We start from the raw sequence: 24,407 nt of genomic DNA on the forward strand, positions 1-24,407 counted from the left end.
CTCGCCCCACGAAGCTTCGCACACCCCCCGATGTGCAAGTGCATACCGTTCCCGCCCGGGTTCACGTCACTTGCCTAGTGACCTGTGCGGGGCCGAAATGGCATTGTCATTGGAGCGAGCGCGACATGACTTACGGCCCGGTCGCTCGAAGAAGAGTGGGCCACTCAACGAAAGAGGACGGAACTCGAATGAGCTCGACGTCAAACATCACGCAGGCGGAGCGCGAGACCGCGACCGTCAACGTGATTTCCCCACGCGATGCGCGGCGCGCATCCTTCGGTGCCCTCGTCGGCAACGTGCTGGAGTGGTACGACTACTTCCTGTTCAACACCGCCGCCGCGCTCGTGTTCAACGTGCAGTACTTCGTCAGTGACAATGCGGCCGCAGCCTCGATGGCCGCGTTCGCCACCCTCGCGGTCGGCTTCCTCGTCCGTCCGCTTGGCGGCTTGTTCTTCGGCTGGCTCGGCGACAAGATCGGCCGCAAGGCGGTCCTGATGATCACCGTCGTCGGCATCGGCGTCGCGACCGGCCTGATCGGCATCCTGCCGAACTACGTCACGATCGGCGTCTGGGCCCCGATCATCCTCGTGTTCCTGCGGCTGCTGCAGGGCCTGTTCATCGGCGGCGAGTGGTCGGGTGCGATGACCCTCGCGGTGGAGAACGCGCCCCTGAAGATGCGCGCCCGCATGGCGGCCCTGCCCCAGCTCGGTTCGCCGATCGCGACGATCATGTCCTCGGGCGGGTTCTTCCTGCTCGCCCTCTTCCTGAGCGCCGACAACTTCGACGCGTGGGGCTGGCGGATCCCGTTCCTGCTCGCGATCCCGCTGCTGCTCGTTGCCGTCTGGCTGCGCGCCAAGATGCACGAGTCGCCCGTGTTCACCGAGATGAAGGAGAGCGGCGAGAACGAGAAGGCCCCGCTCAAGGCCGTCTTCGCGCAGGCGTGGCGCCAGCTGCTCGTCGGCATTGCCGCGGTGCTGCTCGGCACCGCCGGCTTCTACATCGTGACCACGTTCGTGATGAACTACGGCACCCGCGTGCTCGGCATCGAACGCGACATGATCCTCATGGCGACGCTGATCGGAGCGGTGTTCCAGCTCCTTTCGGTGCTGCACGCCGGATCCCTCGGCCAGAAGTACGGTGCCACCCGCGTCATCATCGGGGCGGGCATCCTCACCGCGGTCGCCGCGTTCCCCTGCTTCCTGCTGATCCAGACCACTCAGCCGGTGCTCGTCACGATCGGCATCGTGATCTCGGTGTCGCTGCTCACGTACTCCTTCGCCGCCGCGGGCTCGGTCCTCACCGGCCTGTTCCCCGCATCGGTGCGCCTCTCGGGTGTGGCCGTGGCCTTCAACGGCGCGAACGTGCTCGCGGGCCTGACCCCGCTGATCGCGACGGCGCTCGTGACCGCCTCCGGCGACTCCTGGGTGCCCGCGGCGATCATGCTGATCGTGTTCTCGCTGCTCAGCACCGTCGGCGCGATCCTCGCCCCGAAGCTCAGCCAGCAGTACGAGGGCTTCAAGCACTAACGCAGTGTGTGCCGCGCGGGTCCGCCGCGCGGCACACGTGACCTCCGGGTGCGGTGGAATGGGGATGAACCCACCGCCGCACCCATTCGTATTCACCCCCCTGGAAAGGACGCCACCATGCAGCTCGACCTGATCGTTCGTGCCCGTGAGATCCTCACGCTGGACCCCGCCCGCCCCGTCGCGACAGCGGTCGGCGTGATCGGGGAGCGCATCGTCGGCTTCGATGCCGAGATCGCGGGGCTGCCCGCACTGCGCGAGCTCGATTTTCCGACCGCTACCGTCACGCCCGGTCTGATCGACGCGCACTGCCACACGGCCTGGTGGGGGCTCGGTCTCGCCGCGATCGATCTGAGCCAGGCGCGGGGCCTCGACGAGCTCTACGCGCTGGTGGCCGCCGAGGCCGCGCGGCTGGACGCGGCCGGGGATCCGCACGCCTGGCTGCACGGCACCGGGTTCAACCAGGCGCACCACGGCGGGGCCTTCCCCGACATCGCCCGCCTCGACGAGATCACGGGTGGTCGCCCGCTGTATCTCCGTCACACCTCCGGCCACGCCTCGATCACGAACACCGCGACGTTGCGGCTCGTGGGCGCGCTGGAACCCGACTTTGAGAACCCCACGGGCGGGGTCGTGGTCCGCGACGCCGCGGGGGATCCGACCGGCCTCGTCGAAGAGGCCGCGCAGGGTCTCGTGCAGGCCATGCTGCTGCCCTACGCCACGGACCAGCTCGTGACCGCGCTCGACGCGGCGACGCGACGGTACGCCGCCGAGGGGATCACGAGCTTCACGGAGGCCGGGGTGGGCGGCGGCTGGATCGGCCACAGCCCCGTCGAGGTCGCGGCGTACCAGGCCGCCGCCGAGCGCGGCCGGCTGCACGCGCGCGCTCAGCTCATGCCGGCGCTCGACGCCCTGCGCCCGCTGTCCGGCCACGCGAGCGATTTCCACGGTACCGGCGCCGGGGCCGGCCTCGACCTCGGGATCCGCGCCGGGTTCGGCGACGATCGGGTGCGCTTCGGCCACGTCAAGGTGTTCCTGGACGGTTCGTTGCTCGGGGCTACGGCCGCCGTCACCGAAGACTACTGCGGGCACGAGCACAACACCGGCTACCTGCTGGACGAGCCCGAGGTGTACCGCGAGCGCGCACTCGCCGCGTACCGGGCCGGGTGGCCCCTCGCGCTGCACGCCATCGGCGATGCCGCCATCGACCTGGCGCTCGATCTGATTTCCGAGGCGCAGGAGCGCTACGGGACGCACGAGGTGCCGTGCCGGATCGAGCACTTCGGCATCGCGAGGCCCGATCAGCTCGCGCGGGCCGGTGGCCTCGGCATCGCGGTCACGCCGCAGGCCGGCTTCATCGGACCCATCGGGGACCAGATGGCGGATCGCGTCGGCCCCGAGCGCGCGCCGTGGCTGTACCGCGGGCGTTCGGTGATCGACGCGGGGATTCTGCTGACGGGCTCCTCGGATCTGCCTGTCGCGGACAACAACCTGCGCCGTGGCATGCAGGCCGCCGTGGACCGCCGGACCGACTCCGGGGCCGTGCTCGGCCCCGAGGAAGCGATCACCCCCGAGGAGGCGCTGCGGACCCACACCGTGTGGGCGGCGCAGGCGACGGGTCAGCTCGCGAGCCGCGGCACTCTCGAACGCGGCAAGCTCGCCGATCTGACGGTGTTCTCCGATTCGCCACTGACCGCCCCGAGCATCGCCGACCTCGACGTGGTCGCCACGATCCTCGGCGGTGCGCTGAGCTACGACGCCCGCGGCTAACCGCCGCCCGGCGCACCCCACCGTTTTCTCCACGAAAGGAACCACCATGACCGAGCCTCTCGGAGCCCCGAACGACGACGCGTTCCTCGCGGACTGGGCCACCCATTCCGCGTTCGGGGCCGTCCCCGGCACGAACGGCGTCGACCGTCAGGCCGCGAGCCCGGCCGACGGGGAGCAGCGGAAGTGGTTCGCTGAGCTCCTCGAATCTCGCGGGTTCACGGTCCACCACGACGAGATCGGCAACCAGTTCGGGTTGCTTGAGCTCGTGCCCGGGGCGCCCTACGTGCTCACCGGCTCGCACATGGACTCCCAGCCCACGGCGGGCCGCTTCGACGGGGCGTACGGTGTGATGGCCTCGGCCTACGCCTGCTTCCGTGCCGCCGACGCGCTGCGCGCCGATCCCGCGGGGGCCCGGCACAACCTCGCCGTGGTGAACTGGTTCAACGAGGAGGGCTCGCGCTTTAAGCCGTCCATGATGGGCAGCTCCGTGTTCACGGGCAAGCTGGCCCTCGAGACCGCCCTCGCCACGCCGGATCCGCGCGGCACGACCGTCGCCGAGGCGCTCGGCGCGATCGACGAGCTGGGGACGGGGCCCGTGTTCGGTGCGGGCACCGAGCGCCGCGTCGCCTCCTACGCGGAGATCCACGTCCAACAGGGGCGCAGCATGGAGGAGGACGGGGTCACGATTGGCCTCGTCAACGCGACCTGGGCGGCGCACAAGTTCGAGTTCCGGGTGCGCGGGGCGCAGGCTCACAGCGGCGCCGCGCTCATGGCGGATCGCAAGGATGCGCTGCTCGGGGCCGCGCGCCTCGTGGTGGCGGCCCGTGAACTCGTGGATCAGTTCGACGAGGGCCAGCTGCACACCGCCTGCGGCGAGCTGAACGTGTACCCGAACTCCCCGGTGGTCGTCGCGAGCGAGGTCGAGCTGCTGCTCGATCTGCGCTCCCCGTCGGCCGAGGTGATCCGCGCCGCGCACGCCTCGCTCATGGACACCGTGGCCCGCGTGGAGCGCGAGGACCGGGTGACGATCGAGGTCATCGCCGAGCACGCCTGGGATCAGAACCCGTACCCGGAGGCCGGCGTGGAGCTCGCGCGCGAGGTCGCCGAGGGGCTCGGGCTGAGCTCGGCTCGCGTGATGACGGTCGCGGGGCACGACTCGACAAATATGAAGGACGAGGTCCCCACCGTCATGCTGTTCGTGCCGAGCGTCGAAGGGGTCTCGCACAACCTCGACGAGTACACGCGCGACGCGGACCTGCTCGCCGGCATCGCGCACCTGACGGGCGTCGTGACCCGTCTGGCGGGCGGCGCGCTTACGGCGTAGGCGGTTCGGCCCAGCCGAACACGAGGGCGGGGTGGGTGACCCGCCACCACAGATCCGGCTCCCGGATGGTGGTGGCGGTGATCACCGGCACCGCCGCGTCACCCGTGGGGGCGGAGAGCTGAATCGTTCCCGCGCGCTGCCCCTCGGCACCGGTCGAGATCGGGGTCAGCTCGACCGTGCGCGTGGCCCGTTCCCCGGGGAACAGCACCGTGCTCGCGCTCCCGTCGGCCACGAGCTCGACCGTGTGACCGTCGACGGTGACCGCCGTGCCGACAAGATCCTGGGGGAGTACGAGCGGGAGCGGCTGCGCCGCACTGTCCATCCCGGTGAGGAGGGCGCTCGTGTGCCGCGCCCGTTCGCTGCCCGAGTCGCGGCCGAGCACCGCAGCGATCTTCACCGCGGGGCGGCCCGAGGCGGTCGTTTCTTGTGCGGCGACGAGGTTGTAGCCCGCGACGCTCGAGCGGCCCGTCTTGAGGCCGACGGTGCCGGGGAGCTGCGTGAGCAGCGGGTTGGTGTTCTCCACCGTACCGATGCCCCAGGGCAGCTCGGCGCTGGGCATCCGGGTGAATTCGGCCAGGGTGGGGTTCGCGAGTGCGAGCCGGCCGATCCGAACCACGTCCGCGGCGCTTGCCACGTTCGCCTCGTCCATCCCGGTGGGTTCGGCGAGCGACAGCGTGGCGAGGCCGTGGCGTTCCGCCCACTCGGACACGGCCGCCGCAAACGCCGCGTCGTCCCCGACGGTCATCGCCGCGTAGGCGGCGGCGAAATCGTTCGCGGAGGGGAGCAGCGCGAGCGTGAGCATCTGCCGGGTGGTGACCTCGGTGCCCACGGGGATCGGGAACGCGATCCCGTCGTCCGCGAGATACGCCTGCTGCCGGGACGCATCGGCCGCCGTCCAGACGTGCACGGGACCGTCCTCGCCCGGCGCGAGCGGGGCCCGCTCCAGACCGATCAGTACGGTGACGAGCTTCGAGATACTCGCGATCGGGCGCGGTGTTTCGTCAGTGCTCCACACGGCCTCGCTGTCCTGCCAGCCCACCGCGGCCGGTCCGGGCTGCGCCGCCACGAGATCCGCAACCGTGGCCGTGGCGAGCTCCGCGCTCGCCGCAGCCGCCGCATCCCACTCGGCATGGTCTGTCGGCGCGATCCGGGGCGCGGGGAGCGGGGTGAGCGCGCAGGCCGCCGTGTAGCCGCCCGCACCGAGCAGGATCGCGCCCGCGATGCCGCCCGCGAGCCAGGGGCCGCGGCGCCTCGGAGCTGTCGGCGGGGCAGGGGCGTCGCGGTGCATAGCTTCAGCCTAATCGGCAGCGTGCGGGGTCTGACGAACGGCGCTCCGAACCGCCCCGCCTGGGCGAGCGCTCACCGTCGCGCTGCACAGCCGTTTGGGCCTGGACTGTGCCAGATGCACCTCGGCCGTGCGGGGGAAGCCTGGCAGGATATCCCTCATGCAGCCGCGCCGCATCGCGCGGTGCCCCTGCCGCGCGCACCCATCGTGTGCCGCGCGGATCCGGATTCCCGAGGAGGCTCACCTTGACCGCTGTGATCGCCGGCTACGCCCGCACTCCGTTTACCCGATTCACTGGCCAGCTCGCCGCGCAGCCCGCGACGGTGCTCGGCGCGCACGCCGCGCGCGCGGCCCTGGAGCGCGCCGGGGTCAGCCCCGAGCAGGTGGACTCGGTGGTCGTCGGACAGGTGCTTCAGGCTGGGGCCGGGCAGAACCCGGCACGGCAGACCGCGGTCGGCGCGGGGATCCCCCTCTCCGCCCCGGCAATCACGCTGAACGCGGTGTGCCTGTCCGGGGCCGAAGCGATCACCCACGCGGTCCGGCTGATCGCCGCGGGTGAGGCCGAGATTGTGCTCGCCGTGGGGCAGGAATCGATGTCGCTCGCACCGCACGTCATGCCGCTGCGCGCCGGCACCAAGTACGGCACGGCACAGCTGGTCGACACGGTCGAGCGTGACGGGCTCTCGGACGCGTTCGACCAGGTCGCGATGGGAGCGCTCACCGAGGCCGGAAACGGGGTGCTCGGCCTGGGGCGTGAAGAGCAGGACGCGTTCGCCGCCGCCTCGCACCAGCGAGCCGCGGCCTCCGCGGCATTCCTCGCGGAGGAGATCGCGCCGTTCACGGTGAGCTCCCGCCGGGGCGACACCGTCGTGGCCGCCGACGACGGCGTGCGCGCCGACACCACCGCCGAGGGCCTCGCGAAGCTGCGGCCGTCCTTCGCCGCCGACGGCACGATCACCGCGGGCAACGCCTCGCAGATCACCGACGGCGCGGCCGCGCTCGTGCTCGTGAGCGCCGCCGCGGCCGAGCGCCTCGGCCTGCAGCCCATCGCCCAGGTCGAGGCGACCGCGTTTGTCGCGGGCCCGGACACCCACCTGCACTCGCAGCCCGCCCGCGCGATCGCCGCGGCCCTCGCCAAGACCGAGGGAATCGCCGCCGCGGATCTCGCCGCCGTCGAAATCAACGAGGCCTTCGCCTCCGTCGGCCTGCAGTCGACGCGCGAGCTCGGGATCGACGCCGCGATCGTCAACCCGCACGGCGGCGCGATCGCCCTGGGACACCCGATCGGGGCCTCCGGCGCGCGCATCGTGGGCACGCTGGCCCGGCAGCTCGCGGCGGCCGGATCCGGCACCGTCGGCGCGGCGGGGATCTGCGGCGGTGGCGGCCAGGGTTCGGCGCTCGTGCTCCGCGCCCTCTAGCCTTCCCAGCTGGGGGCCGGGCCGGGGTGGGCCCGGCCCCCGCTCCGGGGCTACGCCTCCTGGGCCGCCGCCATCACCGCGGCGGCGACCGCGGGGGCGACCCGCGGGTCGAGGGCGCTCGGCACGATGCGATCCGGCGCGAGATCCGGCGCGGCAAGTTCCGCGATTGCGTGCACGGCGGCGAGCTTCATCGGGAGCGTGATCCGGCGCGCGTCCGCGTCGAGCGCACCCCGGAAGATGCCGGGGAACGCGAGCACGTTGTTGATCTGGTTCGGGTAGTCGCTGCGGCCCGTCGCGACGACGGCCGCGTGGCGACGGGCCACGTCGGGGGCGATCTCCGGGTCGGGGTTCGAGAGCGCGAAAATGATGGCGTCGGAAGCCATGTGCGCGGCGTGCGCTTCGGGCAGCGACGACGAAGACACCCCCACGAACACGTCCGCGCCCGCGAGCGCCTCAGCCGTGCCGCCCGCGATCTCCCGCGGATTGGTGCGGAGGGCCAGGTCGTGCTTCACGCCACTGAGATCCTCGCGCCCCGGGTGTAGCGTGCCCCGCGAGTCGAGGATGACGACGTCGGGAACGTCGAGCGCCAGGAGCATCTCGGCGACGGCGACGCCCGCGGCGCCCGCTCCGGAAATCACCACTCGGAGCGTGGTGAGTTCTTTCTGCACGACCCGCGTCGCGCCGAGCAGGGCGGCGGCCACGACCACCGCGGTGCCGTGCTGATCATCGTGCATGACCGGCATGTCGAGCGCCTCGATCAGGCGGCGCTCGAGTTCGAAGCAGCGCGGGGCGGATACGTCCTCGAGGTTGACGGCCCCGAAGCTCGGGGCGATGCGCACGAGCGTCTCCACGATCTCGTCCGTGTCGGTCGTGTCGAGCACGATCGGGATCGAGTTCAACCCCGCGAAGGTCTTGAACAGGGCTGACTTCCCTTCCATCACGGGGAGGGAGGCGCTTGCGCCGATGTCGCCGAGTCCGAGCACCGCGGTGCCGTCGGAGACGACGGCGACCAGGCGGGAAGCCCACGTGTGGGTCTCGGCGAGCGCGGGATCTGCGGCGATGCCGCGGCTCACCTGGGCGACGCCCGGCGTGTACGCGATCGACAGGTCACGGCTCGTGTGAATCGGGCGGGTCACGTCGATCGCGAGCTTCCCGCCCGCGTGTGCGGCGAAGATCTCCTCCTCGGTGATGGGGAGGGCGCTCGACGGGCTCGGGGTGGTCGGTGGGGTCTGCGTCTGGGACACGGTCAGTCTCACTCTCGGTCTCATATCCCGGACCGGGGCTCGGCGGGTGCGCGAGCCAGGCTGCGACGGCGCAGCGTGCGGGTCCGGGTCGTGGAATGGCCGTGGCGGCACATGTCGGCGAACGGGCACCGGATCCGGCGCACGATTCCCTGGATCTGAGCGGCTCCGAACGGGGGTGGCGATGGGCACCGGAGCCGGCTGCGTCGGGCGACAGGAACCGGCTCCGGTGCACTCAGAATTGCCGCTATTCTGCGGACGCGGGGCCGCGAAAGTCAAGCTTTTCCGGATCACCAGATGAGAACGCCCGCATCCGTGTGGGCGATGATCAGGCGTTTTCCCGCGGTCCGCGCGCGGGATCGGCGCCCGGGCTGAGCGCGGGGGTCGGCTCCCGGCTTAGCTCGGGGGTCGGCGCTCGAACACCATTCGTCCGCGGCCCAGCTGCAGCCCCAGCAGCACCTGGACGAGGACCGCGCCGACCGCGAACCAGAGCGGCACCGTCCATTCGCCCGACAGGGAGTGCAGCCAGCCGAACGCGATGGGTCCGGCCGCGGCGATGAGATATCCCACGGACTGCGCCATGCCGGAGAGCGCGCTGGCGGTCTCCTGCTCGCGGGCCCGCACCGCCATGAAGAGGAGCGACATGCTGAGGAGAGCGCCGGAACAGAACCCGCTGAGCAGGATCCAGTGCAGCGCGGGGCCGTCTGCGAGGACGATCCCGACAAACGCGACACCCCACACGGCGGGCAGGATCGCGGGCATCCAGCGGCGCATCCGGCCGCGGTAGAGGAGGGGCAGGGCGAGGGAGCCCGCGATCCCCACGACCTGCATGAACATGACGTCGAGCCCGGCGGCGATCTCGGTACTTCCGGCATCGGTGCGGATGGGGGCGAGCCAGGTCGCGGACGTGTAGAACATCATCGACTGCATGCCCATGAACCCCGCGATCGACCAGGCGACGGGATCGCCCCAGACGCGGTTGCCGATGCCGGGGACCCGGTTTCGCGGTGCCGTCGTGGGGGTATCCGTCGTGCCGGGCGCGCGGGAGGGCAGCGATTCCGAGGCGGAGGCCCCGATCGTGATCCGCCCGGTGTGGGGCGAGCCGCCGCGCCAGCGATTCGCCACGAGCCACGCGACGAGCGCACACGGGACGACGACGCCGGTCGCGAGCAGCGCACCGCGCCAGCCCAGCGGCTCGCCGGCGAGCACCAGCTGTGAGACGGGCACCACGAGCCCGGCGGAGACCGCGCCGAAGGTTCCGAGAATGCCCGTGTACAGGCCCATCACGAACGGAATCCGTGACGGGAAGTCGCGCCGGATCACGGCCGGGATGAGGACGTTGCCGATTGCCAGCGCCGCGCCGATGAATGCCGTGCCGAGCCACAGGTGCACGGGGCTGCCGGGGAGCGAGCGCCAGACGGTGCCGACGGCCAGCGCGACGAGCGACCAGGTGACGACCCGCGAGATCCCGAACCGCATGCTCAGGCCGTGCGCCAGGGGCGACACCGCCGCCCAGGCGAGCAGCGGCACTGAGGCGAGGCCGCCGAGCGCGGCCGGTGTCACGCCCTGATCCGCCGCGATCTGCTCGATCAGGGGCCCCAGGCCCGTGATCGTCATGCGGAGATTGATCGCCACCAGGCAGATGGCGAGCAGCAGCGGGCCCCAGAGGCGCTCGGTCGGGTGTGGGGTAGGCACGTACGGACCCTATCGGAGATCGCAGCCTAGCGGGGTCCGGCGACTCGTGCTAGATTTCGTTCAACGAACTGGCTTTCGCACAGCGAATGAATGCATGGAGGTGAAGGGGCCAATGATCGACAAGACCGTGGAGTCTCTTGAGGAGGCCGTCGCCGGGATTCCCGACGGGGCCACCGTGATGATCGGGGGCTTCGGGCGGGCTGGACAGCCCGTCGAGCTCATCGACGCGCTCATCGCGCAGGGCGCGAGCGAGCTCACGATCGTCAATAACAACGCGGGGAACGGCGATGTGGGGCTTGCGGCGCTGCTTGCGAAGCGCCGCGTTCGCAAGATCATTTGCTCCTTTCCGCGGCAGAGCGACTCGTGGGTGTTTGACGGCCTCTACCGGGAGGGGGCGATCGAGCTCGAGCTCGTGCCCCAGGGCAACCTCGCCGAGCGGATCCGGGCCGCCGGTGCCGGCATCGGGGCCTTCTTCACGCCCACGGGCGTCGGGACCGAGCTTGCCGCTGGCAAAGAAACCCGGGAGATCGACGGCCGGATCTACGCGTTGGAGTACCCGATCCGGGCGGACTTCGCGTTCATCAGCGCCCGTGCCGGGGACCGCTGGGGCAACCTCGTCTACCGGGAAACGGCCCGCAACTTCGGGCCGATCATGGCGACGGCCGCGACCACCACGATCGTGCAGCTCGACGAGATCGTCGAGCTGGGCGCCCTCGACCCGGAGGCCGTGGTGACGCCCGGAATCTTCGTCGATCGGGTGGTCGCAGTCGGGGAGCGTCCCTGGCTGCGGGACGGCGTGTTTGTGGGCGGTGTGGACCTCGAGGGGAACGCACTCGCGGGCGAGGCACGGAACGGGGAGGGCGCACGATGAGCGGAATCAGTCGGCAGGAGCTCGCGGCGCGCATCGCCGCCGACATCCCGGAGGGCGCGATCGTGAACCTCGGCATCGGCGCCCCGACGCTCGTCGCGAACTACCTGCGTCCGGAGCAGGAGGTGATCCTGCACACCGAGAACGGAATGCTCGGCATGGGCCCGGCTCCCGCGCCGGATCGCGTCGATCCGGACCTCATCAACGCGGGCAAGCAGGCCGTGACCGCCGTGACCGGGGCCGCCTACTTCCACCACGCCGATTCCTTCGCAATGATGCGCGGCGGGCACCTCGACGTGTGCGTCCTGGGGGCGTTCCAGGTCGCCGAGAACGGCGACCTGGCGAACTGGTCGACCGGCGCACCGGGGGCGATCCCCGCCGTCGGCGGCGCGATGGACCTCGCCATCGGGGCACGAGACGTCTACGTGATGACGGACCTGTTGACCAAGCAGGGAGAGTCCAAGCTCGTCGCGGCGTGTAGCTACCCGCTCACGGGTGCTGGCTGCGTGTCCCGGGTGTACACGGACCGCGCCGTGTTCGACGTCGTGCCGGGCGGCTTCGCCGTGCGTGAGTTGCTCGGCGCGAGCACGCTCGGGGAACTCCGCGAGCTGACCGGGCTCGCGCTGCAGGACGCGACCGAGGGGACCCGGAAATGACCGCCACCTATATCTATGACGCCGTTCGCACCCCGTTCGGGCGGGCGGGCGGGGCGCTCGCGGGAGTCCGTCCCGACGACCTCGCCGCGACCGTGATGCGTGGGATCGTGGACCGTGCGGGGCTCGATCCGGCGCGCATCGGGGACGTCATCTTCGGCGACGCGAATCAGGCCGGGGAGGACAACCGCAACGTGGCGAGATTCGGGGCACTGCTCGCAGGGTTCCCCTCGAGCGTGACCGGGGTGACGGTCAACCGGCTGTGCGCCTCGTCCGTCGAAGCCGTAATCCAGGGCGCGCGCGCCATCGAGTCCGGCGACGCCGAAGTGATCCTCGCCGGCGGCGTGGAATCGATGAGCCGGGCCCCGTTCGTGGTCGAGAAGTCCGGCAAGCCCTGGCCGGCAGTGGGAAATCAGACCCTGTGGAACACCGCGATCGGCTGGCGCATGGTGAACTCCGCCCTGCCCACGCACTGGACCATCTCGAACGGCGAGGCCGCGGAGCAGACGGCGCGCGAGTGGGGGATCACCCGCGAGGCGCAGGATGCCTTCGCGGTGCGCTCGCACCGGCTCGCCGCGGACGCGTGGGCCTCCGGCCACTACGACGCGGAAATCGTCCAGGTGCCCGGCGCGGAACTCGCGCGCGACGAGGGGATTCGTGACGGCTCCTCCGTGGCGAAGCTTGCCGGGCTGCGGCCCCTGTTTGCCGCCGATGGGACGGTGACCGCGGCCAACTCTTCGGGCATCAACGACGGGGCCTCCGCGGTGCTGCTCGCCGGTGAGGGGGTACTCGAGGGCGAGCCGCTGGCCCGGATCACCGGCCGCGCGGCGCACGGGGTGGACCCCGATCAGTTCCCGACCGCCCCGATCGAGGCCGCCAACCGGGCGCTCGCGCGCGCCGGGAAGACCTGGGCCGACGTCGACCTCGTGGAGCTCAACGAGGCCTTCGCCTCCCAGGCACTCGCGTGCCTGGCCGGCTGGCCCGAGCTGGACCCCGAGAAGCTCAACGTGCACGGCGGGGCGCTCGCGATCGGTCATCCGCTGGGGGCATCCGGTGGCCGGATCATCGGCCATGCCGCGCATGAGCTCCGGCGTCGCGGGGGCGGGGTCGCGGTTGTCGCGATCTGCATCGGGGTGGGTCAGGGGCTCGCGCTCGTGCTTGAGCGGTGACGGGAATTGCGCCGCCGCGGGGATAGGGTGAGTGCGTGACGGACAGCGAAACCACGAACACCGGAGCGCCCGCGGGGGACTTCGTGCAGTCGCTCGCGCGCGGGATCGCGGTGATCCGCGCGTTTGACGCGGAGCACCCGGAACTGACGCTGAGCGAGGTCGCGCGGCGGGCGGACATGCCGGCCGCCGCGGCGCGGCGCTTCCTGCGGACGCTCGAAACCCTGGGCTACGTGCGCTCCACCGGGCGGACGTTCGCGCTCACCCCGCGTGTGCTGGAGCTCGGCTTCAGCTATCTGTCGGCGCTGTCACTGCCGGAGGTCATGCAGCCGCACCTCGAGCGGCTCTCCCGCGCCCTGGACGAGTCGGTGTCCGCGGCCGTGCTCGCCGACGCCGAGATCGTCTACGTCGCCCGCGTCCCGACCCGCCGGATCATGACGGTGGGCATCACCATTGGCACCCGGTTCCCCGCATACGCCACGAGCATGGGCCGTGTCCTCCTCGCCGCGCTGCCCGAGCCCGAGCGGACGCGCGCGCTTCAGGCGCAGGACCTCCGGCCGCTGACCGCGACGACGCTCGTCGCCCCGCAGGACCTCGCCGCCGAGCTCGTGCGCGTGCGTGAGCACGGATGGGCGATCGTTGACGGAGAACTCGAGGCGGGGTTGCGCTCCGCGGCGGTGCCGATTCGTGGCCGGGACGGCCGCGTTGTGGCGGCAATGAACGTCTCGACGAGCGCGAGCCGTGAAACGCTGGAGCGGCTGCGGGACCACCATCTCCCGCTGGCGCTCGAGACGGCCGCCGCGATCGAGGCGGACCTGCGCCTCCTGTGAACGCGCCGGTGACAGGCGGTGCCGGATCCGGTACCGCGGGCGACCCCCAGGCCTGGCGCGCGATCCTGCGCGCCATCCTGAGCGCGAGCGGGAACGCCGGGCGAAGCCTGGTCAGTCTTCCGGCGGGGCCGGGACCGCGCGCCTGGATTGCGGTCCGCGCCGCGCTGTCAATCGGGATCCCCCTGCTCGTCTGTACCCTCCTCGGTCGTCCCGATCTCGGATTGCAGGCCGGGGCCGGGGCTTTTGTTGCGCTCTTCGCCGCGAGCGCGGGGGCCGCGGAGCGCGCGAAGGTGCTGCCCATTGTGGGAGGCGTGCTGCTCGCGTGCGCCGGGGTCGGGGTGGCGCTCGTCCCGTCCCACCTGGCGTACTCCCTGGGGCTTATCGGTGTCGCAATCGCGGTCAGTGTGTTCGCTCTCGGGCTGCGACTCGGCCCGCCCGGACCCGTGTTCTTCGTGCTGGTGTACGGCCTCGCGGGCACAATCACCGCGGTCCGCGACGGGGCGCGGGTGACGGATCCGGCAGTCTTTCTCGCCGCGATGTGCGGTGGGCTTCTCTTCTCCTACCTGGTCGCGCTCGCCCCGCTGCTGCGCTCCGCGGAGCGGGCCCGGCCGGTGCGACCGCTCCGCGAACTGCTTCCCGGTCCGTGGTTCGGGTTTCCCGAGCGCGAGCTGCTGGCTCGGATCGCGATCGTGGCCGTCGTGGGCACCGTCGTGAGCGTGGTGTGGCTCGACCCGGGCCGCGCCTACTGGACCGTGTCCGCCGGGGTCGCCGTGGTGGGCCTCACGCCGGGCCGCAGCCACTCGCTCGGGCGCGGGCTGCACCGCACCGTCGGCACCCTCCTCGGTGCCCTGCTGTACCTCGTCATCGCCCCGCTGGGGGAGCACCCGCTGACCCTGGTGCTGCTCGTCATGGCGCTCCAGTTCTCGATCGAACTCGTGGTCGTGCGGAACTACGCGCTCGCGCTCGTCTTCATCACGCCGCTCGTGCTGTTCATCTCGAGCGCGGCCGCGGGCGGCTCAGACCACTGGGCCACCGCCGGCGAGCGCGTGTTCGACACCGCCGTCGGCTCGGCCCTCGCCGTGCTCTCCGTCGTCGTCCACCGGCCGCCGCGGGGGCGCTGAGGTCCGGCCGAGCTGCGCGCGGCTAGTGTCCGAACTCCTCGGGGTCGTGGTGCAGCGGGGCGCCCACGTCGAGCGCGCTGATCGCGGCCATCTCGGCGTCGCTCAGCGCGAAGTCGAAGATGTCGAGGTTTTCACGCTGCCGCTCCGGGTTGGCCGATTTCGGGGCCGCCGCGATGCCCTGCTGCACGTGCCAGCGGAGCACCACCTGCGCGGCGGTTTTCCCGTGGGCGGCCGCGGCGGCGGTGATTGCGGGATCGGCGAGGAAGGCGCCCGCGCGACCGAGCGGCGTGTACGCCGTCGTCGCGATCCCGAGCTCGCGGTGCACGCGCAACAGCTCCGCGCGCCCGTGCTCGGGGTCGAGTTGGATCTGGTTGACCTCGGGGAGGAACCCGGCGTCGATCACCCGGGCGAGGTGCGGCTGCGTGAAGTTTGAGACGCCGAACGCGCGGATCAGGCCCTCCTCGCGGAGCGCCGCCAGGCCGCGCACCGCGTCGACGTAGCGATCCTGATCCGGGTTGGGCCAGTGCACGAGGAGCAGGTCAAGCTGTTCCACGCCGAGCCGCTGGAGACTCACCTCGCAGGCGGCCCGGGCCCCGTCGACGCTGTGGTGCGCGCGGTTGAACTTGGTGGTCAGGAAGACCTCCTCGCGCGGGATCCCGGAGCGCCGCAGGCCCTCGCCCACGCCGCGCTCATTGCCGTAATTCTCGGCGGTATCGATGTGGCGATAGCCGCTACGCAGCGCCGAATCGACGGCGTCGGCGGTCTCCGCGTCATTCATGGGCCAGGTGCCGAGCGCCAGGACCGGCATCTGGGCACCGCCCGCGAGGGTGAGGGTGGGGGCGAGAGTGGTCATGGGATCCTTCGCATTCGATGGTGAGCGGGGGCCTCCCGGTAGACTACGCCGGTGCCCGGACGGGCGCCGAGCGGATACGGCGGGGAGTGTGGCAGTGCGGGTGCGGGATGTGTTGTGGCCCGGTCAGCCGAGGCTCCCGTGGCGGCGTTTGCTGCCCGCGGTGATCGGGATCGCGGTGCTCGTGGGCGTGCTCGGCCTGATCGGCCGCGCGGACGACCACATCGCCCTGTTCCTCGGCTTCGCGCCGAGCTGTCTGCTGGTGTTCCTGCTGCCGGAGGCCCCGGTATCGCAGCCGACCGCGGTGATCGGGGGCTGCGTGACCTCGGCGTGTGTGGGTGTGGCGGCCGCGTACACCCTGCCGTTCACCTGGTGGACCGCGGCGCTGACCGCGGCCGTGGCCACCCTCGCGATGGCGCTCCTGCGCATCATCCACCCGCCGGCCGTCGCGATGGCCGTGATCGCGCTTTCGGAGTCCGCGGACTGGTGGTTCGTGCTGCGCCCCGCGCTGCTCGCCTCTGGCGTGATCGTGGTCGGCGCGCTCGTGTGGCATCGCGTGACCGGGGTGCGCTACCCGGTGCCGGGCCTGCAGGGCACGGGCCGCGTGCAGCATCACCCGCCCGAGGCCTGAGCCGCCGGCCCCGCTGCCGGCCCGCGGGCCCCCGGCACGCTCGGCTGCCGCTCCGTCGCAGGCCCCGGCTGCCGGCCAGCCGCAGGCGCCGCCGCGCCAGAACTGACCCGTTCCGTGCGAAATCGCTCGATTCGCGGATCGCGACCAGGGGTTTTCCGGGCGTCCTGCGAGTATCGGGTCGTTTGTGGAGCCGCCACTGGGCCCGGCGGGCTGCCGCCCGACCGCGAATGCGCCGGCCTGCCCTCCGTCGCCAATCGGCCACAACTTCCAGTGGCGAAATTCGCACTCGTTCGCTAAACTTGAGTCATCACCACTCAAGTTTGCGGTGGTCGCGATCTGGGCCGCGAAACTCCGCGGGCTCGGACCCCACCGCAACGCACTGCGAACGGAAGGGACCCACATGCAGGCAAACTGGCAGCCCGCCGAGGGCGAGGGCGAACAGTCCGCCCTCGAGCAGTTCGGCGTCAACCTCACCGAGGTCGCCCGGTCGGGCAAGCTCGACCCCGTGATCGGCCGCGACTCCGAGATTCGCCGCGTCAGCCAGGTGCTGACCCGGCGCACCAAGAACAACCCCGTGCTGATCGGGGAGCCCGGCGTCGGCAAGACCGCCGTGGTCGAGGGGCTCGCACAGCGCATCGTCGCCGGCGACGTCGCCGAGTCGCTCAAGGACAAGGAGTTGATCTCGCTCGACATCTCCGCGCTCATCGCCGGGGCCAAGTACCGCGGCGAGTTCGAGGAGCGCATGAAGGCGGTGCTCGCCGAGATCAAGGAATCCGACGGCAAGTTCATCACCTTCATCGACGAGCTGCACACGCTCATGGGTGCCGGCGGCGGCGAAAGCTCGGTCGCGGCATCGCAGATGCTCAAGCCGATGCTGGCCCGCGGCGAGCTGCGCCTGATCGGTGCGACGACGCTCGACGAATACCGCGAGTACATCGAGAAGGATGCCGCGCTGGAGCGCCGGTTCCAGCAGGTCTACGTGGGCGAGCCGAGTGTCGAGGACACCGTCGCGATCCTCCGTGGCTTGAAGGAGCGGTACGAGGCGCACCACAAGGTGACGATCGCGGATTCGGCGTTGATCGCCGCTGCGGCGCTCTCGGACCGCTACATCACGGCCCGGCAGCTCCCGGACAAGGCGATCGACCTGATCGACGAGGCGGCGAGCCGGCTGCGCATGGAGATCGACTCCGCCCCGATGGAGATCGACGAGCTGCGCCGCGCGGTGGATCGGCTGAAGCTGGAAGAGCTCGCGCTGAAGAAGGAGAAGGACGACGCCTCCAAGGAGCGCCTCGCGAAACTGCGTGAGGATCTGGCGGCGAAGCAGGCCGACCTCGACGTGCTTGAGGCGCGGTGGGAGCGCGAGCGGGCCAGCCTGAACCGGGTCGGCGAGCTGCGCGAGAAGCTCGATCAGCTGCGCATGGCGGCCGAGGTCGCGCAGCGCGAGGGCCAGCTCGAAAAGGCATCGAAGCTGCTGTACGGCGAGATCCCCGTGATCCAGAAGCAGCTCACCGAGGCCGAGAACGCCGAGGCTGCGGGGGAGGTCGGCGACGAGCCCCGCATGGTGAACGATCAGGTGACCGACGAGGACATCGCCGGCGTGGTCGCCGCCTGGACGGGGATCCCCGTGGGGCGGCTCATGCAGGGCGAGACCGAGAAGCTGCTGGCGCTTGAAACCGAGCTGGGCAAACGCCTGATCGGCCAGTCCGATGCGACCGCCGCGGTCGCCGACGCGGTGCGTCGCACGCGCGCCGGCATTGCGGACCCGAACCGGCCGACGGGATCGTTCCTGTTCCTCGGCCCCACGGGAGTGGGCAAGACGGAGCTTGCGAAAGCGCTCGCGGAGTTCCTCTTTGACGATGAGCACGCGATGGTTCGCATCGACATGTCCGAGTACGGTGAGAAGCACTCCGTCTCCCGTCTCGTGGGCGCCCCGCCCGGGTACGTCGGCTACGAACAGGGAGGCCAGCTCACCGAGGCGGTGCGGCGTCGGCCGTACTCGGTGGTGCTGCTCGACGAGGTCGAGAAGGCGCATCCCGAGGTCTTCGACGTGCTGCTGCAGGTGCTCGATGATGGCCGGCTCACCGACGGGCAGGGCCGCACGGTCGACTTCCGCAACGTGATCCTGATCCTGACCTCGAACCTGGGCAGCCAGTACCTGATCGATCCCGAGCTGGCGTGGTCCGAGAAGGAGGACGCGGTGCGCGAAACCGTGCGGCGCGCGTTCAAGCCGGAGTTCATCAACCGGCTCGACGAGATGGTGATCTTCCACCCGCTGTCCGAGGGCGACCTCGCGCAGATCGTGGAGCTCGCGATCGACCGAATGCAGGATCGGCTCTCCGACCGTCGGCTCACCCTCGCGGTGACCCCCGCGGCGCGGAGCTGGCTGGCCTCGCGCGGCTACGACCCGATCTACGGGGCGCGGCCGTTGCGCCGGCTGATGCAGAAGGAGATCGACGACCGGCTCGCGCGGGCGATCCTCTCCGGGGAAGTGCGCGACGGCTCCGCGGTTCGAGTCGACGTGGCCGGAGACGGCTCGGCGCTCGAGCTCGCGGTCATGCCGGAGGCGTAACGACGCGACGTGCAGCGGGGCCCGGGCAATCATGCCCGGGCCCCGCTGCGTCCTGCACGCAAACGAGGGCGCCCACCGCCCAAGTATTACGAAATGGTAACGGAGTCCGCTAGGCTATCGGCACCTCGCGCAGTGGCGCGCGAAGAGCGGAGGCACCATGCGGATCTCATGGCCGGGGCTGAGCGGCCCGATCGGGCGGCGCGGTGCGCGGGTTGGCGTGCTGGCCTGGGCGCTCACGACGGTCCTCGCCCTCGGCTTCAGCGCGACCCCCTACGCGGAAGCCGCGAGTCCGATGCAAAGCCACGGTGCGCTCCAGCGGGACGATCGGGTCGGGGTCATCGCCCACCGAGGGGCCGCGGCGCTCGCCCCGGAGAACACGCTCGCCGCAATGCGGATCGCCTTCGCGCAGGGCGTCGAGTTCGTCGAAACCGACGTGCACCTCACCGCCGACGGGGTGCCGGTGCTCATGCACGATCCGACGCTCGATCGGACGACCGCCGGCAGCGGCCCGGTCGCGGCCCACTCCCTCGCCCAGGTGCAGGCGCTCGAGGCGGGCAGCTGGTTCGATCCGGCGTTCGCGGGCGAGCCCGTGCCCACGCTCGACGAATTCCTCGCCGAGCTCGCGACCGCGAATGTGCGCGCGCTGGTGGAGTTGAAGGGAACGTGGGGCGCGTCGGATCTGGCCGCAACAGTCCAGCTGCTGCGGGACCGCGGAATGGTGAACCGGGTGGCGCTGCAGTCCTTCGAACTGGACACGCTGACCGGTCTCGCGGAGATCGCGCCGGAGTTTGCGCGAATCCTGCTCACGCGCGAGTGGGACAGTGGCACCGTCGCGCTCGCCGCAGAGCTGCAGGTATCGGCGGTGGGGGCCCGCGCGGCGTTGCTCGATGAGCGCCCCGAGCTGATCGCGGAGATCCAGCGCGTGGGAATTGGCGTGCTGGTCTATACGCTGAATTCCACGCGAACCTGGAACGAGGCGGTGGCGCGAGGTGTCGACCTTGTCATCACCGACGACCCGGTCGCGTGCCTGGCCTGGCGGGACGGGAGGTCACCGTGAGGCCGCCGGGGATACCCCGGCGCCGGGGTCAGGCACCTCCCCGAGTCCGAACACGGAATCCGCGCTGGCGTACGCGGCCTCGAGGAGCTCGGGCAACTGGGATGCAGGATCAGCGACCCAGTGCTCATAGGCGCTCAGGCTGAGTCCGAGGCAGACCCAGGCGATCGCCTGGGGGGCGAGGTCGTTCGGTGCCTCGCCGCGGCGTTCGGCGACGAATTCAGCGATCACCTCGCGCCAGGCCGTGTATTTGATCGTGGAGTACGCGGTGAGGGATGGCACGTTCAGCAAGAGCCACATTCGGCCGCGGTGCGCGGCGGTTTCCGCGGGTGGAAACGCGTTGAACGCCACGACGGCCTGCCTGATCGCGCGCATCATCGGCACGTTACGGTCCGTCGTCGCAAGTCGGTGGCGGAACTCCGTGAGGAGCTCGTCGAAGTCCCCCCAGGGCAGTTCGTTCTTCGACGCGAAGTACCGGAAGAACGTGCGGCGCCCGATGCCCGCGGCGCGCGCGATGTCATCGATCGTCGTCGCGTCGAACCCCTGCTCCAGAAACAGTGCGAGCGCGATGTGGCTGAGCTCGCGTGACGTCGTCGCCGGTGCCCGCCCGATGCGCGGCGCCGGCGCGCTGGCGGGCGTGTCGTGATCGTGATGCATGGAGCGTCTCCCCTTCCCTGGAGTGCAGCCTACCGCGCCGCGCTTCCCGGGCGCGGGGTGGAAAGCGCATGGGAGGGGTATCTATTGGCACCGAGTGCCGTTATGCTTGCAGGGTGGGCCGGATCCGGCCCACCCGGTGTAACGGACCGACTCCGAAGCTCAGCGCTGAGAGCCGGCCGGAAGACTGCTCACCGTCGAGAAACGAGCGAGCGATGGCACACAGCTGCGCGGCCCCTGTGGGCTCGAACGCGTTCGTGGCGCGCGCGAGCAGGCTGCGGGGCCGCCGCCGGGAGTGAGAACCCGAACCGGGCGGTCCTGAACGCGCTGCCGCCGCCCTGCTCGACCGCTTTCGGGCGGCGCGTGTGACAGGACGGAGTGAGGACATGACCGGACGACTAAACGACCAGGTCGCATTCATCACCGGGGCGGCTCGCGGGCAAGGCCGTGCGCACGCCGTGCGGCTCGCCGAGGAAGGTGCCGACATCATCGCGGTGGATATTTCCGAGCCGGTGGAGACCATCGCCTACGATACGGCCCGCGCCGAGGACATGGAGGAAACGGTTCGGTTGGTGGAGGCGCGCGGCCGACGGATCCTCGCGAGCGAGGTCGATGTGCGGGACCTGGGGGCGCTCACCGCCGCCGCGGACGCCGGAATGGCGGAGTTCGGCCGGATCGACATCGTCCTGGCGAACGCCGGGGTGCTGTCCATGGCACCGACCCTCGCGATGGACGAACGTGTGTGGCAGACCATGATCGATATCAACCTCACCGGTGTGTGGAAAACACTGCGCGCGGCGGTGCCGCATATCCAGGCCGGCCAGCGGGGCGGGGCGGTGGTGATCACGAGTTCGCTGGCGGCCACGACGGTCAACGCCAACCTTGCGCACTACGCTTCGGCGAAGGCGGGCCTCGTCATGCTGGGCCGGACGCTCGCGCGGGAGCTTGCGCCGGAATCGATTCGGGTCAACATGGTGCACCCCACCACCGTGGCCACCGACATGGTGCTGAACCCGTCGAGCTACCGGACCTTCCGCCCCGACCTCGCGGAGCCGACCCGTGCGGACTTCGAGGAGGCGGCCGCGGCGATGAACCTGCTTCCTGTCGCGCTGGTCGAGCCGGAGGACGTCTCGGAAGCGGTCCTGTACCTGGTGACCGAGGACTCCCGATATGTCACGGGAACGAGCCTGATGATCAACGCGGGAATGATGTGACGGGGGAGCCAACACAGCGAACGGAGTATGAATCATGACCGAGAAACTTGCGGGCAAAGTGGCCTTCATCACGGGCGCCGCGCGCGGGCAAGGGCGCTCGCACGCGGTGCGCCTCGCGCAGGAGGGCGCCGACATAATCGCGGTCGATATCTCGCGCCAGGTCGAGACCGTCGGCTATCCGACCGCCGATGCCGCACAACTGGCGGAAACCGTGCGCCTGGTCGAAGGGCTGGGGCGGCGTGTGGTCGCGCGTGAGGCGGACGTCCGCGACCTCGACGCGTTGACCGCAGCGGTGGAGGACGGCGTCGCAGAACTGGGGCGGCTCGATATCGTGCTTGCGAACGCGGGGGTGTTTACTCCGGCGTCTGCGCTCGATATGAGCGTCGAGACGTGGCAGACGATGATCGACATCAATCTCACGGGGGTCTGGAAGACCGTGAAGGCGGCGGTGCCGCACGTGCGGGCGGGAAAGCGGGGTGGCGCGGTGGTGCTCACGGGGTCGATGGCGGCGATGCATCCCACGGCGAACACCGCGCACTATTCGGCGGCCAAGGCCGGGTTGGTGATGCTCGCGCAGGTGCTTGCGAAAGAGTTGGCGTCGGAATCGATTCGCGTGAACACCGTGCTTCCCACGACCGTGGCGACGGACATGATCCTGAACGAGGCGAGCTATCGGCTTTTCCGTCCGGATCTTGAGCACCCGACCCGCGCGGACTTCGAGGAGGTCGCGGCGACGATGAATCAGTTGCCGGTGGCGTTGGTCGAGCCCGTCGATATTTCACATGCGGTGCTCTATGCCGTGACGGACGCATCGCGGTACGTGACGGGGACCGCGCTGCCGGTCAACGCGGGCGTGTAGGGGACGTGCGCCGGATGCCCGGGTACCCCGGTTCCCGGGCATCCGGCGTTACCGTCCGGTGCGCATGTGGTCGGCGATGCTCTCCCCAATAAGCACCGCGGTGTGCGCGGGCCCGCGGTGGGGAACGCTCGGAAGGATCGAGAGGTCCGCGACCCGGAGGCCGACGGTACCGTGCACGTGGCCGCCGCCGTCCACGACGGAGCCCAGCGGTGCGGTCCCGGAGGTGTGAAACGCGGTGCCGAGGTGCCCGATGATCCACGCATCCAACGCATGATCGGAACTGACTCGGTCACGTGGCGGCTCGTCGAATGCCGTGAACAGGCCCGCAAACTCGGGGCCGTGCAGGAGCTCCATGGCGGTGCGGACCCCGAAGCGAAGGCGCGCGAGATCCGTCGGGTGCTCAAGATGGTGCAGTGAGATCTCGGGCGGCTCCCCCGGGTCTCGGCTACGCACGCGCAACGTGCCCCGCCCCAGCGGCTCCTGGAGCGACACGAGGAGGTGGTGCTGGCTGCTCGCGGCGGTGCCACCGGCGATCAGCTCGGGGAACGGCCGAACGGGAAGGAGGATTTCCAGATCCGCCTCGGAGACATCGCGGGCGGCCCCACCGATTCCGGACGCAAAATGGAGCGCCGCGGAGAAACTATAGCCCGTCGTGTCGGCGACGAGCGGGACGCGACTGCGCCATTCCAGGGCGACGGTCGGGTGGTCGCTCAGGGTCGATCCGACGGGGAGGTCGGCGCGGAGGGTGATGCCGAGCCGGGCAAGCTCCGCGCGAGGTCCGATCCCGCTGAGGATCAGTAACTGCGGGGTGGCGATGGCGCCTGCCGCGAGCACGACTTCATCTGCGGGGATGACTCCTCCGGCCGTGGCGACTCCGGTGACCTGCGTCGTGCCCGGAACGAATGCGACTCGAAGTGCCGCGGTGTCGGTGATGATGCGCAGTCGGGGGTGCGTCTCCGGTCGATACGCGAGCGCGGTGCTGAATCGGATTCCGTCTACGGCGTTCGCCGGGACGGGACCCACGCCGGGCGCCGCACCACGGTTCTTATCGGATTCGCAGGGGAACCCTGCCGCGCGTGCTGCCGCCACGAACGCCGCGGCCATCGGGCCGGTGAGGGGTGGGCGCGAGATCGGCATCGCGCCGCGGCGCGGTTCGCGCGGTATCCCGCGACCGCCTGCGGGCGTCGCGAGGTTCCGCTCGAACGCGGCCATGAGCGTGCGCGCGTGCGCCATGTCCCAGCGTGCGCCGCCCGCCGCGGCCCAGCGCCGGAAGTCGCCGGGCGTCGCCCGAGTGAATCCGGTGCCGTTGATCGCGGTCGATCCACCGAGCACGCGCCCGCGGGCCAGAACCCCGTTCCGCCCGGACCCGAGACTCGCAGGGTAGGCCCAGTTGTTCGGGTGATCAGGCGCCGCGCCGCGCAGTGATCCCGCGTCGCGGAGCTCCGCGGGGCCTCGCGCTGGGCCAGCTTCGAGCAGCGTGACCTGGCGTCGGGGGTCATCTGCGAGCCGAACCGCGAGGGGAATGCCCGCGCCTCCGCCGCCGACCACGACGCTCCGAATCAGCGGCGCCACGGCGGCACCGTGCGGGTGCCGAGCCGGGCACCGTTCCAGGACATGGGGACTCCTTTCGCTGGGGATCGGCGCGAACCGCGACTCGCGCCCGACGGGTCTTTCTTTCTGCA

General features: G+C 70.9%; 20 protein-coding genes. 14 read left to right on the forward strand and 6 right to left on the reverse strand.

Features of this window, described 5'->3' with window-relative positions; genetic code table 11:
- Window positions 1–188: 188 nt before the first annotated feature.
- The 3 genes from D3230_RS13240 (at window position 189) to D3230_RS13250 (ending at window position 4,617) form a co-directional block, all read left to right on the forward strand.
- Window positions 189–1,526 (forward strand): MFS transporter, encoded by a 1,338-nt coding sequence (locus D3230_RS13240; RefSeq protein ID WP_202345521.1) that lies wholly within the window; start codon window positions 189–191, stop codon window positions 1,524–1,526.
- Between the two features lie 117 nt (window positions 1,527–1,643).
- Window positions 1,644–3,293: an amidohydrolase gene (locus tag D3230_RS13245; protein WP_202345522.1), complete on the forward strand. Its 1,650-nt coding sequence runs from the start codon at window positions 1,644–1,646 to the stop codon at window positions 3,291–3,293.
- A gap of 46 nt (window positions 3,294–3,339) precedes the next feature.
- Window positions 3,340–4,617, forward strand: a complete 1,278-nt coding sequence (locus D3230_RS13250) for a M20 family metallo-hydrolase (RefSeq protein WP_202345523.1) — start codon at window positions 3,340–3,342, stop codon at window positions 4,615–4,617.
- On the opposite strand, the gene D3230_RS13255 is transcribed toward D3230_RS13250, so the two are convergent.
- Window positions 4,607–5,905 (reverse strand): D-alanyl-D-alanine carboxypeptidase family protein, encoded by a 1,299-nt coding sequence (locus D3230_RS13255; protein ID WP_202345524.1) that lies wholly within the window; start codon window positions 5,903–5,905, stop codon window positions 4,607–4,609. The two genes, D3230_RS13250 and D3230_RS13255, sit on opposite strands and share 11 nt — an antisense overlap.
- 242 nt (window positions 5,906–6,147) lie before the next feature.
- On the opposite strand from D3230_RS13255, the gene D3230_RS13260 reads away from it, so the two are divergent.
- Complete coding sequence (locus D3230_RS13260; protein WP_202345525.1) at window positions 6,148–7,320, forward strand: acetyl-CoA C-acyltransferase; 1,173 nt, start codon at window positions 6,148–6,150, stop codon at window positions 7,318–7,320.
- Between the two features lie 50 nt (window positions 7,321–7,370).
- Here the strand turns inward: D3230_RS13260 and D3230_RS13265 are convergent, their stop codons facing one another.
- Window positions 7,371–8,588 (reverse strand): NAD(P)-dependent malic enzyme, encoded by a 1,218-nt coding sequence (locus tag D3230_RS13265; RefSeq protein ID WP_202345526.1) that lies wholly within the window; start codon window positions 8,586–8,588, stop codon window positions 7,371–7,373.
- Between the two features lie 369 nt (window positions 8,589–8,957).
- Complete coding sequence (locus D3230_RS13270) at window positions 8,958–10,256, reverse strand: MFS transporter (protein WP_337249183.1); 1,299 nt, start codon at window positions 10,254–10,256, stop codon at window positions 8,958–8,960.
- Between the two features lie 112 nt (window positions 10,257–10,368).
- Here D3230_RS13270 and D3230_RS13275 point away from each other — a divergent pair, with 112 nt between their 5' ends.
- The 5 genes from D3230_RS13275 to D3230_RS13295 are packed head-to-tail and all read left to right on the forward strand — an operon-like array spanning window position 10,369 to window position 14,894.
- Entirely contained in the window at window positions 10,369–11,127 is a 759-nt protein-coding gene (locus D3230_RS13275; protein ID WP_202345527.1) for a 3-oxoacid CoA-transferase subunit A, read from the forward strand.
- The gene (locus tag D3230_RS13280; RefSeq protein ID WP_202345528.1) at window positions 11,124–11,780 is read left to right on the forward strand and encodes a 3-oxoacid CoA-transferase subunit B; all 657 of its coding nucleotides are present in this window, start codon (window positions 11,124–11,126) and stop codon (window positions 11,778–11,780) included. Before D3230_RS13275 ends, D3230_RS13280 begins: the two co-directional genes overlap by 4 nt.
- Complete coding sequence (locus D3230_RS13285) at window positions 11,777–12,946, forward strand: thiolase family protein (protein WP_202345529.1); 1,170 nt, start codon at window positions 11,777–11,779, stop codon at window positions 12,944–12,946. The genes D3230_RS13280 and D3230_RS13285 overlap by 4 nt, the downstream gene beginning before the upstream one ends.
- 35 nt (window positions 12,947–12,981) lie before the next feature.
- A complete protein-coding gene (locus D3230_RS13290) occupies window positions 12,982–13,773 on the forward strand; it encodes an IclR family transcriptional regulator domain-containing protein (protein ID WP_202345530.1) in 792 nt (263 codons plus the stop codon).
- Window positions 13,770–14,894 carry an FUSC family protein gene (locus D3230_RS13295; RefSeq protein ID WP_337249184.1) on the forward strand — a complete coding sequence of 375 codons (1,125 nt, stop codon included), beginning with the start codon at window positions 13,770–13,772 and terminating at the stop codon, window positions 14,892–14,894. Before D3230_RS13290 ends, D3230_RS13295 begins: the two co-directional genes overlap by 4 nt.
- 22 nt (window positions 14,895–14,916) lie before the next feature.
- On the opposite strand, the gene D3230_RS13300 is transcribed toward D3230_RS13295, so the two are convergent.
- Complete coding sequence (locus D3230_RS13300) at window positions 14,917–15,747, reverse strand: aldo/keto reductase (RefSeq protein ID WP_202345531.1); 831 nt, start codon at window positions 15,745–15,747, stop codon at window positions 14,917–14,919.
- Between the two features lie 88 nt (window positions 15,748–15,835).
- On the opposite strand from D3230_RS13300, the gene D3230_RS13305 reads away from it, so the two are divergent.
- The 3 genes from D3230_RS13305 to D3230_RS13315 all read left to right on the forward strand — a co-directional run bounded on the left by D3230_RS13305 (window position 15,836) and on the right by D3230_RS13315 (window position 20,001).
- The gene (locus D3230_RS13305) at window positions 15,836–16,375 is read left to right on the forward strand and encodes an HPP family protein (protein ID WP_202345532.1); all 540 of its coding nucleotides are present in this window, start codon (window positions 15,836–15,838) and stop codon (window positions 16,373–16,375) included.
- 400 nt (window positions 16,376–16,775) lie between these two features.
- Window positions 16,776–18,944, forward strand: a complete 2,169-nt coding sequence (locus tag D3230_RS13310; RefSeq protein WP_202345533.1) for an ATP-dependent Clp protease ATP-binding subunit — start codon at window positions 16,776–16,778, stop codon at window positions 18,942–18,944.
- A gap of 157 nt (window positions 18,945–19,101) precedes the next feature.
- Window positions 19,102–20,001, forward strand: coding sequence for a glycerophosphodiester phosphodiesterase (locus D3230_RS13315; protein WP_202345534.1), 900 nt, complete (start codon window positions 19,102–19,104; stop codon window positions 19,999–20,001).
- Here the strand turns inward: D3230_RS13315 and mftR are convergent.
- Window positions 19,993–20,655, reverse strand: coding sequence for a mycofactocin system transcriptional regulator (gene mftR / locus D3230_RS13320; RefSeq protein ID WP_202345535.1), 663 nt, complete (start codon window positions 20,653–20,655; stop codon window positions 19,993–19,995). The two genes, D3230_RS13315 and mftR, sit on opposite strands and share 9 nt — an antisense overlap.
- 383 nt (window positions 20,656–21,038) lie before the next feature.
- Between mftR and D3230_RS13325 the strand changes: the two genes are divergently transcribed.
- The gene (locus tag D3230_RS13325; RefSeq protein WP_202345536.1) at window positions 21,039–21,866 is read left to right on the forward strand and encodes a mycofactocin-coupled SDR family oxidoreductase; all 828 of its coding nucleotides are present in this window, start codon (window positions 21,039–21,041) and stop codon (window positions 21,864–21,866) included.
- A 34-nt stretch (window positions 21,867–21,900) separates the two neighbouring features.
- Window positions 21,901–22,725: a mycofactocin-coupled SDR family oxidoreductase gene (locus tag D3230_RS13330; RefSeq protein ID WP_202345537.1), complete on the forward strand. Its 825-nt coding sequence runs from the start codon at window positions 21,901–21,903 to the stop codon at window positions 22,723–22,725.
- Between the two features lie 48 nt (window positions 22,726–22,773).
- Here D3230_RS13330 and D3230_RS13335 read toward each other — a convergent pair whose 3' ends face one another.
- Window positions 22,774–24,297, reverse strand: coding sequence for a GMC family oxidoreductase N-terminal domain-containing protein (locus D3230_RS13335; RefSeq protein WP_202345538.1), 1,524 nt, complete (start codon window positions 24,295–24,297; stop codon window positions 22,774–22,776).
- Window positions 24,298–24,407 lie beyond the last annotated feature (110 nt).

The organism is Leucobacter chromiireducens subsp. solipictus (assembly GCF_016758195.1).
Lineage (GTDB): Bacteria > Actinomycetota > Actinomycetes > Actinomycetales > Microbacteriaceae > Leucobacter > Leucobacter solipictus.